The sequence below is a fragment of the Arcicella sp. LKC2W genome (genome assembly GCF_034931005.1).
Lineage (GTDB): Bacteria > Bacteroidota > Bacteroidia > Cytophagales > Spirosomataceae > Arcicella.
On the sequence record NZ_JAYGIN010000001.1, the window covers coordinates 230,054 to 243,731 of the forward strand.

Sequence of the window (13,678 nt, forward strand, 5' to 3'; positions counted from 1 at the left end):
ATGGATTTAGAGAAAATTCAACATATCATCAAATACGTAGAAGATAATTTTCATCGTAATATCCCGATTGAAGAATTGGAGGATATTGGCTGTTATTCATACCGAAATCTGCATCGTGTATTTCAAAATATTTTCAAGGAAACTTTAGGTGCATTTCAAAAACGACTTAAACTTGAAAATGGTTATAAAAAGCTAATTTATACATCTGATACCATTACGGATATTGCTTATTCTGTTGGTTTTGAAAGTTTACAAGCTTTTACCAAATCTTTCAAAAAGCAATTTCAGGTTTCACCAACTGAGGCAAGAATCAGCAAGTTGAAAATTTTTGAATCTTTCTTGAATGAAGCCCAAAACAAACCATTAATTCAACCAGAAATTGTATACATCAATGCCATTAAAATTTATTATCAAAGCATAAAAACCACCAATTACAATAACGATGAAATAGAAAAACATTGGGATAAAATTGACCAATTATTTCATAAAAATAACAATGTTTCATATTATGGAATTATCGTTGACCAACCTTTAATTACCATTGAAAAACATTGCCGTTATGAAGCCTGTATTACCGAATCCCCGAACGACAAATCGTATTTAACAAAAGAAATATTGGGTGGAAAATACGCTAAATATATTCATAAAGGCAATTATGACCATATAGAAGACACTTACAGAATGATTTATAAAGATTGGCTTTTGAACGCAAAATTAGAATTTGATAATTCGCCTGTCATTGAACATTATCTAATTCATGATTTTGATACCGCCGAAAAAGACAGCTTTATCACAGAGATTTTATTCCCTTTGAAAAAAATATAAGTGAAACCAAATAGACCACAGATTTAAGAGATTAGACAGATTCAAACAGATTTTCATTCATTTTATCTCAATTCCATTCCAGTATAAATCTGTTAAATCTGTATCATCAGTGGTCTAATTTTGTCTTACGACAAAAGCTTTATAATTTCAGTAACTTGTCAATTTTGGACAACATGACCGTTGAGATGAAAGGTAATTTTGTATAAAAATTATCAACATTTAATCTCAAAAAAATGAAACGTATGTTAATCCCAGCATTATCGCTATTGATGTTATTGGCTTCTTGCGAAACAGAAGAAATTGGCACTCAAACTTCTACCAATGTAGATTCAAATAATCGGACGGTTACTGAAATTTTGTACACCATGCCCGACGAAGCCGACCAACACGAAGGCACTTGGTTGCAATGGCCACACCATTATCAATACGGCACTACTTACCGTAAAAGATTAGATGCCACTTGGGTTGCCATGACAAAAGCACTCGTTTCTGGTGAAAAAGTACATATCGTAGCGTATAATACTACTGAAAAAGACAGAATTCAAAAATTACTTGTATCGGCAAGTATTCCATTACAAAATGTGGATTTTAAAATTTATGCCACCGACGACGTTTGGGTTAGAGACAACGGTCCAATTTACGTAAAGGATAAAAACGGTCAATTATTGCTTGAAGATTGGGGTTTTAACGGTTGGGGAAAAAAGGCAGATTATCAAAATTGCAACGTAATTCCATCAAAAATTGGAAAAGACCAAAATCAAAAAGTTATTGATTTGAATAGCTTAATGACCAACGAAGGTGGTTCTGTTGAAATAGATGGAAACGGCACATTTATCGCTACAAAAAGTGCCATTTTAAACAAAAATAGAAATCCAAATATGACTCAGGCACAAGCTGAGGCGAACTTTACCAAATATTTGGGCGTAACAAACTTTATTTGGTTGGACGGTGTAGCAGGTTTAGAAATTACCGATATGCACATCGACGGCTTTGTAAAATTTGCCAATAAAAATACGCTTGTAACGATGTCGGAAGACGACCTTTTGAATTGGGAAGTTCCAGCCAGTGACATTGATAAAATTTATATCGCCAAAAACAAAGATGGTATAGCTTATAACATTGTAAATCTGCCACTTACACAGAAAAATGTGGTAACAGAATATGGTAAAAATCTGGGTTATCAGGGTTCTTACATCAATTATTACATAGCCAATAACAGTATTTTGGTACCCAATTATAATGACCCAAATGATGTAATTGCCAATCAAATTATCCAGAAATTATACCCAAACAGAAAGGTAATTGGGATTGATGTTAGGAACCTTTATGCCAATGGCGGAATGGTGCATTGCGTAACGCAACAACAACCCAAATAGGGGTTAGGGTTGGGGATTAAGCAACAAAATACTTACAATCAATTGCTTATTGAGAATGACATAACTTATCAGATAAACTTCCCGAAAGTAGAAAAACTTTCGGGAAGTTCAGTATTCCGATTTATCGAGTTTTAATTCTGATAAATTATGTCACAACCAACTTTTTATTAACGAATTATGAGAAACTTATCATTCATTTTACAGAAAGAATTTAGACAAATATTTCGGGATAAAACTATCTTGAGAATGATGTTTATGATGCCCATAATTCAATTAATTCTGATTCCATTAGCGGCAGATTATGAAATTAAACACTTATCAATCAGTGTAATAGACCAAGACCATTCGAGTTATTCAAGAAGATTAATTTCTAAAATCACCTCTTCTGATTATTTCCGATTGGTGCAATATGATAATGATTATTCAAAGGCTTTGGACAACGTTGGAAAAGGAAAATCGGACTTAGTTTTAACAATTCCTGCTCATTTTGAAAGAGATTTAATCAAAGAAAATACTGCTAAATTAGCCTTAGCTGCTGATGCTTCCAATAACGTAAAAGCAGGACTTGGCTCGTCGTATGCTGTACAAATGATTGCTGATTTCAACAATGAAATTCGTGAAGAATGGATACAACTGCCCAAGTTTGTGGATATGCCCCAAATTCAGATAACCACCGCCAATTGGTACAATCCGCACATTGATTATCACCTGTTTATGGTTCCTGGAATTTTGGCAATTTTAGTGACGATGGTCGGAAGTTTTTTAGCGAGTTTAAATATTGTTTCAGAAAAAGAAAAAGGGACAATTGAACAAATTAATGTTACGCCTATCAAAAAATATGAGTTCATTTTGGGCAAATTAATTCCCTTCTGGATTCTTGGAATGATAACCATGACCATAGGAATGATTGTGGCATTTGTCATTTTTAAAATAATTCCAAATGGCTCATATTTAACTATTTACATATTTTCAGCCGTATATTTATTGGCGGTTTTGGGCATTGGATTACTTATCAGCACCATTTCTGATTCGCAACAACAAGCCACACTTTTTGCCTTTTTCTTCATGATGATTTTTGTGTTGATGAGCGGACTTTATACCCCTATCGAAAGTATGCCCGATTGGGCGAAATACATTGCCAAATGTAATCCTCCCATGTATTTTGTAAAAATTATCCGAGCTGTTTTCATTAAGGGAAGTTCATTTTCTGATTTATTTCCCGACTTTCTCAAAATCATTGGATTTGCCATTTTTTTCAATGGTTTAGCCATTTTCAACTATCGAAAAAGAAGTGCATAAGGTTTGTTGAACCACTTTTTTGGGTAAAGTGCCAAGAGATTATATCTTTGTACTTTACCGAAGAAATTTCAACAAACATTAACATGAAAAAACTACTCTTTTTATTGGTCATCAGTGCTTTATCTTTCACGATAAATGCCCAAATGATGTCAACTGCACAGCAAGATTCTGCTTTCATTCGTGAAAATTATGTAAAATCGCAAGTACAAATAACGATGCGAGACGGCGTAAAACTCTTTACAAATATCTACACGCCAAAAGATGCCTCTCCTACTAATCAATACCCAATCGTGATTCAACGTACTTGTTACGACGTTGCTCCGTACGGCAAAGATGATTACCCAAAAATGTTGTACTATTCACGTTATATGATGCGAGAGAAGTTCATTTTTGTGAACCAAGATGTACGTGGACGTTGGATGTCGGAAGGAATATGGACAAATATGACTCCGCAAGTCATCAACAAAACCAAGAAAACCGATATTGACGAATCAACCGACACGTATGACACCATTGATTGGTTAGTAAAAAACACTCCAAATAATAATGGTCGTGTGGGTCAATACGGAATTTCCTACCCAGGTTTTTACACCGTTGCAGGAGCTTTATCGGGTCACCCAGCATTAAAAGCAGCTTCTCCTCAAGCACCCGTTTCCGATTTTTTCTTTGAAGATTTTCACCATAATGGAGCATTTACTGTTGGTTATGGCTTAACATTTCCAGTTTTTGGGGTTCAACATCCTAAACCAACACCTGATTCTTGGTACGATGATAAATTTCCTATTATCAAAACTGCTGATGGTTTTGAGTGGTATAAAACGATGACTCCACTAAAGAATTTCAATAAAGTTTATGGAGATAATTTCTTTTGGCAAGAACACACAGAACACCCTAATTATGATGATTTTTGGCAAAAACGTAGCATTATTCCGCATTTGAAAAACGTTAAAAATCTTCCTGCTATGATGGTAGTAGGCGGTTGGTTTGATGCTGAAGATTTACCAGGTCCGTTGAATGTTTACAAAAATATTGAGAAAAATAACACCAATGTTTACAATACTTTAGTAATGGGACCTTTCGGACATGGTGATTGGGCTCGTGAGCGAGGACATCATTTTCACTCAAATATTTACTTTGGTGATAGCGTAGCGACTTATTTTCAAAAAAATATGGAATTGAAATTCTTCAAACACTTTTTAAAAGAATCGGGGGATGGCAAAACGGGTTTACCCGAAGCATTTTTGTTTGATACAGGTAAAAAAGAATGGCGTGAGTTTTCGGAATATCCCGTAAAAACGGCTCAAAAAGTTGATTTCTTTCTGAATTCAACTGGAAAAATTTCAACAGGAATGGCAGAAAATGGCTTTAGTGAATATGTTTCAGACCCCTCAAAACCAGTTCCATACACTGAAGACCCCAAACAAATTTTAGGATTTTCGCCAAGAAATTATATGAGTGAAGACCAACGTTTTGCAGGTAGAAGAACTGATGTTTTAGTATTTGAAACGGATATTTTAACAGAAGATATGACTTTAGGCGGTGAAATCATGGCAAATTTAAAAATCTCAACTACAGGAACAGATGCAGATTTCTTCGTAAAATTAATCGACGTTTATCCTGGAGATGAAAAAAATAGTCCTTACACGCCAAAACACATTACATTAGGTGGTTATCAGCAAATGGTGCGTAGTGAAATTATGCGTTCACGTTTTAGAAATTCGTTTTTAAAGCCAGAACCGTTGATTGCTAATCAAAAAACTGACGTTAATTTCCGTTTGCAAGATGTTTTGCACACTTTCAAAAAAGGGCATAAAATCATGATTCAAGTACAATCAACGGCTTATCCTTTGTTCGATATTAACCCTCAGAAATACGTAGAAAATATTTACAAAGCTGAGGAAACAGACTTTCAAAAAGCAACGCAACGAGTTTATGCCGACAGTAAAATAACGGTTGAGGTATTAAAGTAGTTATTGGAAATTGGTTATTAGTTGATTGGTTAAAATACTCACCATAAAGTAATCTCCCTCTCTCCAATTAACACAAGCGAACTAACTAATCATTAACGCAAATATGAAATTATTCCTTCTTAGCATTTTCAAAATAATATTGCTTCAGAATCAACCACAAACCGCTGATTCTGTTAAAGTGCTTAGCCCCAAAGACGTCATTCAAAGGAAAATTGACTCGTTGGTTACTTCGCCCTTTTTAGAAAATGGATTCATTGGATTGAGCATAAAATCGGTAAATTCTGACTTAAATATTGTTGAGTATAATGCTAAGAAGAGTTTAACACCTGCTTCAACACTCAAGTTGGTATCATCCGCAACGGCTTTAATGGCTTTAGGAAGTGATTTCAAATACACAACCACACTGGAATATAGCGGAGAAATTAAAGATTCAATTCTAACGGGTAACATCATTATTAAAGGTTCTGGTGACCCTTCTTTGGGAAGTTGGCGATTCAAAAATCAGCCCGATTATAAGCAATTAACTGAAAATTGGGCAAAGAAAATAAAATCGCTCGGTATCAAAGAAATCAGAGGTCGAGTATTTGGTGATGGTAGTTTTTTCGATGAAAATGTCATTTCTGATGGTTGGATTTGGGGCGATATGGGCAATTATTATGGAGCAGGAGCGTATGGCTTGAACATGAATGAAAACTTGTATTGGGCAACTTTTAACCCTGCCAAATACATGGAAAATGCCCCTTTAGTGAAAACTGCCCCTGATTTACCGTATTATACAAAAATCAATCGAGTGCTAACCGACAAAGCGGGTACAGGCGACCAAGTTAATATTTACTCAACGCCCTATCAAGATGTTTTAATCATGGAAGGGTTTGTTCCTACGGGAGATAATTTCTCAGTAAAAGGTTCAATTCCAGACCCTGCCTTATTTTCTGCGTTTTTTTTGCATAAAAAATTGGAAGAATTAAACGTCAAAATTTCAGAAAGTCCCATTTCAATATTGGAAGCAAATAAGAAAAACATTTCGTTTCAAAAGCCACTCCAAAGCACGACAATAGATTCTTTATTATCGCCTCCACTCAAAGATTTAGTAAAAGAATGTAATCTCCATAGCATCAATTTATACGCAGAAGCCTTTTTGAAAACGCCTTCAATTATCTTGAATTTGGGCAGTACAACCGATGCAGCAGTCAAAGGATTAAAGCAAATTTGGCTCACCAAAGGTGTGAAGTTTGAAGGTTTAAAAATCAAAGATGGCAGTGGACTTGCTCCTGCAAATGGTATCACGCCCAACAACATGACAGATATTTTGAAAGCCATGTTTTTAGAAAAATCTTTTGATGCTTTTTACGAATCAATCCCAGTTGTTGGGGTTTCAGGAACGGTCGCTAATTTAGGGAAAAAATCAAAAGCTGTTGGAAATGTTCATGCAAAAAGTGGCTCAATTGATGGCGTAAAAGCTTATTCTGGCTATTTTACAGCTCGAAATGGAGAAATGATGTGCTTTTCAATGATGCTAAATAAATACAATTCAGACTTTGGTTCTGCTACAAAAGAATTGGAAAAGCTAATGATTTTGATGGTGGAGTTATAGTTTATTCCTTTCAGCTAAAATATTGCAAAACAAAAACGGTCTGTAAGTTCTAACTCACAGACCGTTTTTGTTGATGAAGGCTAAGTATCTAAAACCTAATTCCAGAAACCTAAAACCTCAGAATTAATCTAATTTCAACACTGCCATAAACGCCTCTTGTGGAATTTCTACGTTTCCTACTTGACGCATACGTTTTTTACCTTTTTTCTGCTTATCCAATAATTTACGTTTACGAGAAATATCACCACCGTAACATTTCGCTAATACGTCTTTACGAAGAGCTTTTACCGTTTCACGAGCAATGATTTTTTGTCCAATTGCCGCTTGAATCGCAATTTCGAACTGTTGTCTTGGCAATAATTCACGGAGTTTTTCACATAAACGTTTTCCCCATTCATAAGCCTTATCACGGTGAACAATCGCAGAAAGGGCATCGACTTTCTCAGCGTTCAACATGATGTCCAACTTCACCATATCGCCTTGTTGGTAACCTTTATATTCGTAATCGAGTGATGCGTAACCACGTGAAATTGTCTTTAATTTATCGAAGAAATCAAAAACTACTTCCGAAAGTGGTAAATCAAATGACAATTCAACTCTGTCAGAAGTCAAATAAATTTGATTTTTCAAATCTCCTCTTTTATCCAAACACAACTTCATAATTGCCCCAACATAATCAGATTTTGAGATAATTTGAGCCTTAATTATTGGTTCTTCTACATAATCAATTAAGTTTGGCTCTGGCAATTCGGAAGGAGCAGAAACCCAAATTTCTTCTCCATTGGTCATTTTTACATTGAATTTCACCGACGGAACTGTTGTAATAACCGTCATATCAAATTCACGTTCCAAACGTTCCTGTACGATTTCCATGTGCAACATTCCCAAGAATCCACAACGGAAACCAAAGCCTAAAGCCATTGATGTTTCAGGTTCCCAAACCAATGAAGCATCGTTCAACTGGAGTTTACCCATTGCATCACGAAGGTCTTCAAACTCAGTCGTTTCTACTGGATAAATACCCGCAAAAACCATTGGTTTTACTTCTTCAAAACCTTCGATAAAGTCTTTACAAGGTCGGTCACGATGTGTAATGGTATCACCAACTTTTACTTCTTTTGCTTCCTTAATTCCAGAAATCAAATAACCTACGTCACCTGCTTTGACAACATCTTTAGGCTCTTTTTCAAAACGTAAAGTACCAATTTCATCAGCAGAATATTCTTTTCCTGTCGCTACAAACTTTACTTTATCGCCTTTACGAATTTCACCATTGAAAACTCTAAACATTACCTCAATTCCACGATATGAATTAAATTCAGAGTCAAAAATCAAGGCTTGTAATGGTGCTTCTGGGTCGCCTTTTGGAGCAGGAATTCTTTCAATTACTGCTTTAAGAATATCAGAAATACCAATACCTTCTTTACCAGAAGCGTGAATTACGTCTGAACGTTCGCAACCTAATAAATCAACAATTTGGTCGGTAACTTCTTCTGGCATTGCCCCAGGAAGGTCAATTTTGTTCAAAACTGGAATAATTTCCAAGTCATGACCAAGTGCTAAAAATAAATTGGAAATAGTTTGTGCCTCAATTCCCTGAGCAGCATCCACAATCAATAAAGCTCCTTCACAGGCTGCGATAGAACGTGAAACTTCATAAGAAAAGTCAACGTGACCGGGGGTGTCAATCAAGTTAAACACGTAATGTTCGCCTTCATAGACATAATTCATTTGAATAGCGTGCGACTTAATAGTGATTCCTCTCTCCCGTTCCAAATCCATATCGTCAAGCAACTGGGCTTGCATATTACGTTTCAAAACAGTCTCAGTAAACTCAATTAATCTGTCAGCCAAGGTACTTTTACCATGGTCGATATGGGCAATAATACAAAAATTACGTATGTTCTTCACGTTATTTATTTAATGGTATAAATGTTCTGAAAGAATCTTAACATTTTTATATGTTTTTATTCTTAATTATATCCTAATACAAAAATACGTTCTTAACTTTGAAAAATATAATCTAATAGACTTTAAAAGTCATTTTAATTAATATTCTTACACTTAAAAATTTCCGCTAACTCTTAAAAAAATCCGCTAACCACATGAATTTACCCACAGACCTATGTCTTGTTCGTGAAAAAATTATGTCATTTGGAGTCATTCCAACAGAAGAAGACATTGCTCTACTAATACCCTATTTAAAGACAAAAGTTTTTAAAAAAGGTGAAATAATCTTAAAAGCAGGAGAAACCTGTACAGAAGGCTATTTTATTAAAAGAGGTATTATACGAACCTTTCAGATGATGCCAAACGGCAATCAAAGAACCTACATTATTACTCGTGAGTTAAATATTTTTTCTGAACACGTCAGTTTTATGTCTCAAAACCCTTCTACGGATTTTGTAGAGGCAATTGAAGAAACCGAAGTTATCGTATTTTATTACGAAGATTTAATGAATCTATACGCTAAATTCCATGTTTGGGAAACCATTGGTAGAAAAATTAGTGATATAAATTTTATTATTTCGCATCGTCGATTACGCTCAATGATGAACGATGATGCAGCCACTCGTTACAGAAAATATCAACACTCTTATCAAAACCTCCTTCATCGAATCCCTCAACACATTGTAGCATCTTATCTTGGCATTACCCCACAATCTTTGAGTAGATTAAAAAGAGAAATCGAAGGTAGCGGAGAATAAACATACTACGTGCATCTTTTTTGCGAGTGACATTATTCTCAGAAAAGATGTACTTATTACAAATTCATGACTACCCACTGCATCATTAGCCCTGTCAAATACCCTAAATATGTACCAAGTGCATAACCTAAAATGGCTAATAAAACCCCAACAGATGCCAAAGATGGATGAAAAGCCGCTGCCACAACCGAGGCAGAAGCCGCTCCTCCAACATTTGCTTGAGAGCCAACCGCAGTAAAAAAATAAGGAGATTTTGTAAAATAAGCAGCAATGAGCGTGAACGAAGCGTGAAAAAACATCCAAATAATTCCTACTAAAAATAATTGAGGTTTTTCTAAGGCAGATAATATGTCCATTTTCATACCAATTGTGGTAATTAAAATGAATAAAAATATACTGCCAAATTTAGAAGCCCCAACTTTTTCGATGTCTCGCAATGATGTTTTTGATAGTAGTAAACCGAAAAGTGTAACCAATGAAATTACCCAAAATGAAGTAGATGTCAAACTGAATTTCTTGAGATTGGGATAATTATTCTCAATAAATGGAACAATAAAATCTGCACATACATACGCCAAAGCAGTTGTTCCAAAGCCTACAAAAAGAATTTTCAACAAATCATTAAAACTCGGATTTCTCTGATTATCAGTATATTCTCTTTCAATTTTATCTCTAATTTCATCAACAGCACTCGTATCAGCCCCTAACCATTTATCTAATTTATGAGCATTACCAACACCATAAAGTAATAGTGCCAACCATAGTTCTGCGGTAACTACATCAACTGCAATTGCTTGCGAAAAAACCTCCGCAGATGGGTTAAAAACTTCTTTTAAAGCAGTCTGATTGGCACTTCCACCAATCCAACTACCTGCAATGGTGGCTAATCCACGCCATGTTTCACCTGCTACGGTGTCGGGACTTATCATTTTGACAATCCAAATTGATGCAGGTCCACCAATCATTACCCCTACTGAACCCGCTAAAAATACAATAATTGCTTTTGGCCCTAACCTTTTTAATGCTTGAAAATCAATACTTATGGTAAAATAAACTAAACACGCAGGTAATAAAAACTTTGAGGCAACATCGTATAATTTTGAATTTTCTCCTGAAATAATATTGAAAGAATTAAGCAATCCAGGTACAAAATAACAGATAAGAATACTTGGAAAAAACAGGTAAAAACGTTGCCAAAAACGACTCTGAAGTGATGAAGTATAAAAGGTGAAATAAATAATAGCAAGCAGAATTCCGAAAATTACGGCATCGTTTGTAATAAGAGTGGTTTGCATGATGATGGATTTGAGGTAATAAAAAAAGGCAAGAAAATCTTGCCTAATAATTTAATTTCAATTTACAGAAAAACCCTTATAACTCAAAGGTTTGCCCCATTTCTGGAATTTCAACACCACTATAACCATCTTTTTCTAAAACTTCTTTGAAAGCCTCCATACTATCCATTTCTCCATGAATCAAGAATACTTTTTTCAGTTTTTCCTTCGATTGTTTTTTTACAAAGTTTATCAAATCATTTTGGTCGCCATGTCCCGAGAATACATCAATTTTCTCTACATTCGCCAAAACAGTATGTTCTACATCTTTGATTCTCAAGGTTTTCTGTCCATTCATTAAACGCCAACCTAAAGTTCCTTCTGAAGCATAGCCTACCAAAAGAATGGTACAATAAGCATTATTGATATTTGCGGCAATGTGTTGCTCAACACGTCCTCCCGAAATCATTCCAGAAGCAGAAATAATAATACAAGGCTCACCGTAATTAGAAATGGCTTTACTTGATTTTTCTGACTGAATATATTGCAGATTCTCAAAGTCGAAAAGCGTATCATTATCGTGTTGAAAATCACGAGCTTCCTTATTCAATTGCTTAAGGTTTTTCTGATAAACCTTTGTTGAAGCATACGCTAATGGACTGTCACTGAATACTTTAATGGGTTGAAAACCACGTTCACTGTAAAGTTTATTCAAAGTAAAAAGTAAAGCTTGTGTACGTCCAACAGAGAAAGCAGGAATAATCAAACGCCCTGGCATATCAATACAAGTACGTTTAATAACATCGCCTAAAGCATCTTCGGGTGAAATTTTATCTTCGTGTAATCTTGCCCCATAAGTAGTTTCGCAAAGTAAATAATCTACTTCTGGAATTTCAGCAGATGGGTCAATATGGAGTGGATAATTATTCCGTCCAATATCTCCCGAAAAACAAATTGATTTTGTCTTTCCGTCTTCTTTTACTTCCAAAACAATATGAGCCGCACCCAACAAATGTCCTGCTGGAATAAACGTAACCCAAGCCGTATCAGAAACTCTAAAACGATGATTGAACTGAATCGTTACAAAATTAGACATCGAGTCTTCAACGTCTTTTTGTAAATATAAATCGCCCTTTACAAGCAATCTATCCATTTTTTTCTTCTTTTTCTTGCTATCTCCCTCCGCCTGCTTTATTTTTTTCAAATGCAAATTTGCCGCATCGGTCAGTAAAAGTCCAGTCAATTCTGCCGTAGGAGTCGTACAAAGCACTTGTCCTTCGTAGCCTTCACGGTACAACATGGGTATATTTCCAGAATGGTCAATGTGTGCGTGTGTAAGAAGAACCAAATTTACTTGCGAAGCCTCAAACGGAAAAAATGCTTTGTTTGTTACGGGTTGTGAATAGTCAATATCACGCTCCATATTTGTTCCACAATCAATCAGAATTTTATATTCATCGTCTAACTCAAGTAAATACATACTACCTGTCACCTGCCTCGTAGCTCCCCAAAAAGTTAATTTCATTCTATATTTAGTTATTCGTTTGTCAATTTAGCTTATGTTTGAAAACACGTTGGATTATTATTCCAAAATGATGGGTTTTACAAAGATACCTAAAATTAATTGTTGGTTATATTTTCTTAGATAGGTGTTGGTATTTTTATTTAATACAAACATAATACCACGAAGTAGAAAAAGGGTATTTACCCGCCAAAATCTTGTGTTAAACGGGCAAAAGGACTTCTTTGAGATTTGTAAGGATTCTTTGAAATTCGGCCAGAACAAGCCATAAATTTCAATTTTGAATCTAAAATATTGGCTCTATGATGTGGCGAATTCATCCATCCATTTACTACTGAACGAGCAAATTCGGCATAAGTCATCATTGGTAATGCTTTTTTTGTTTTACAATCATAATAATAAAAATCGCCTCCGCTTTTGGGCGGTGTAAAACAATACATATTACCCGCTGCCATCAAAACATCATGCTGTGCGATATTTTCTGCCAATTGTCGATAAACTTTTGTTCTTCTAAAAATTCTATCTGGCAAACTTTTATTGGTGGCATCAAAAGGATTGTCATGGTTATAAAAATCCTGATTAACCATCGCAACTGAATGCCCAATAGCAGCTTGATGAATAACTGAAGAATACTGAAAAATCGGCAAATTAAAAGCTGTCCTTTGTTCATTGGTTGCCTGAAAAAGAGCTGCATCCAAAAGCTCAAAGTCGGGATTCCGAACGTCGATTGGCTGATTTGCTTGTGGTAAACTCAAAAACTTTAAAGCAGACATTTTATAAAAAACGGAGTCTCTTTGAGCAAAAATGGTATTTGAGAGCAGTAGGATAAAAAAAAGATACTTCATACGGTTAATTTTCAGATTAAACGCATAAAGTACCTTTTTAGTTTATTTTTGCTAATTGGTGAATGGTTATTGGTTGATTGGTTATTGGTAAATTGGTAAATTGGTAAATTGATTTTATTCCAAATCAACCAATCTACTAATAACCAATCTACCAATAACCAATCTACCAATAACCAATCAACTAATAACCAATCAACTAATAACCAATCAACTAATAACCAATCAACTAATAACCAATCAACTAATAACCAATCAACTAATAACC

Annotated in this window: 10 protein-coding genes; 6 read left to right on the forward strand and 4 right to left on the reverse strand. The window is 35.0% G+C overall.

Annotated elements, in window-relative coordinates; translation table 11 throughout:
* From VB796_RS00975 to dacB, 5 genes are all read left to right on the forward strand, one after another.
* Positions 1–825, forward strand: a complete 825-nt coding sequence (locus VB796_RS00975; protein WP_323344637.1) for an AraC family transcriptional regulator — start codon at positions 1–3, stop codon at positions 823–825.
* A 233-nt stretch (positions 826–1,058) separates the two neighbouring features.
* Positions 1,059–2,201: an agmatine deiminase family protein gene (locus tag VB796_RS00980; RefSeq protein WP_323344638.1), complete on the forward strand. Its 1,143-nt coding sequence runs from the start codon at positions 1,059–1,061 to the stop codon at positions 2,199–2,201.
* A 177-nt stretch (positions 2,202–2,378) separates the two neighbouring features.
* On the forward strand, positions 2,379–3,500 hold the full coding sequence (locus VB796_RS00985) for an ABC transporter permease (protein WP_323344639.1): 1,122 nt from the start codon (positions 2,379–2,381) through the stop codon (positions 3,498–3,500).
* 83 nt (positions 3,501–3,583) lie between these two features.
* Positions 3,584–5,470, forward strand: a complete 1,887-nt coding sequence (locus VB796_RS00990; protein ID WP_416233507.1) for a CocE/NonD family hydrolase — start codon at positions 3,584–3,586, stop codon at positions 5,468–5,470.
* A 103-nt stretch (positions 5,471–5,573) separates the two neighbouring features.
* Positions 5,574–7,064, forward strand: coding sequence for a D-alanyl-D-alanine carboxypeptidase/D-alanyl-D-alanine-endopeptidase (gene dacB / locus VB796_RS00995; RefSeq protein ID WP_323344640.1), 1,491 nt, complete (start codon positions 5,574–5,576; stop codon positions 7,062–7,064).
* A 123-nt stretch (positions 7,065–7,187) separates the two neighbouring features.
* On the opposite strand, the gene lepA is transcribed toward dacB, so the two are convergent.
* Positions 7,188–8,975, reverse strand: coding sequence for a translation elongation factor 4 (lepA, locus tag VB796_RS01000; RefSeq protein ID WP_323344641.1), 1,788 nt, complete (start codon positions 8,973–8,975; stop codon positions 7,188–7,190).
* 194 nt (positions 8,976–9,169) lie between these two features.
* Between lepA and VB796_RS01005 the strand changes: the two genes are divergently transcribed.
* On the forward strand, positions 9,170–9,772 hold the full coding sequence (locus tag VB796_RS01005) for a Crp/Fnr family transcriptional regulator (protein ID WP_323344642.1): 603 nt from the start codon (positions 9,170–9,172) through the stop codon (positions 9,770–9,772).
* A 56-nt stretch (positions 9,773–9,828) separates the two neighbouring features.
* Here the strand turns inward: VB796_RS01005 and VB796_RS01010 are convergent, their stop codons facing one another.
* The 3 genes from VB796_RS01010 to VB796_RS01020 form a co-directional block, all read right to left on the reverse strand.
* Positions 9,829–11,067: a DUF819 domain-containing protein gene (locus VB796_RS01010; RefSeq protein WP_323344643.1), complete on the reverse strand. Its 1,239-nt coding sequence runs from the start codon at positions 11,065–11,067 to the stop codon at positions 9,829–9,831.
* A gap of 76 nt (positions 11,068–11,143) precedes the next feature.
* Entirely contained in the window at positions 11,144–12,571 is a 1,428-nt protein-coding gene (locus VB796_RS01015; RefSeq protein ID WP_323344644.1) for an MBL fold metallo-hydrolase, read from the reverse strand.
* A 179-nt stretch (positions 12,572–12,750) separates the two neighbouring features.
* Positions 12,751–13,413, reverse strand: coding sequence for a CAP domain-containing protein (locus VB796_RS01020; RefSeq protein ID WP_323344645.1), 663 nt, complete (start codon positions 13,411–13,413; stop codon positions 12,751–12,753).
* Positions 13,414–13,678: the final 265 nt, after the last annotated feature.

Coding starts and splice junctions, on each gene's coding strand:
- VB796_RS00975 (WP_323344637.1), top strand. CDS start 1: ATGGATTTAGAGAAAATTCAACATATCATCAAATACGTAGAAGATAAT.
- VB796_RS00980 (WP_323344638.1), top strand. CDS start 1,059: ATGAAACGTATGTTAATCCCAGCATTATCGCTATTGATGTTATTGGCT.
- VB796_RS00985 (WP_323344639.1), top strand. CDS start 2,379: ATGAGAAACTTATCATTCATTTTACAGAAAGAATTTAGACAAATATTT.
- VB796_RS00990 (WP_416233507.1), top strand. CDS start 3,584: ATGAAAAAACTACTCTTTTTATTGGTCATCAGTGCTTTATCTTTCACG.
- dacB (WP_323344640.1), top strand. CDS start 5,574: ATGAAATTATTCCTTCTTAGCATTTTCAAAATAATATTGCTTCAGAAT.
- VB796_RS01005 (WP_323344642.1), top strand. CDS start 9,170: ATGAATTTACCCACAGACCTATGTCTTGTTCGTGAAAAAATTATGTCA.
- VB796_RS01010 (WP_323344643.1), bottom strand. CDS start 11,067: ATGCAAACCACTCTTATTACAAACGATGCCGTAATTTTCGGAATTCTG.
- VB796_RS01015 (WP_323344644.1), bottom strand. CDS start 12,571: ATGAAATTAACTTTTTGGGGAGCTACGAGGCAGGTGACAGGTAGTATG.
- VB796_RS01020 (WP_323344645.1), bottom strand. CDS start 13,413: ATGAAGTATCTTTTTTTTATCCTACTGCTCTCAAATACCATTTTTGCT.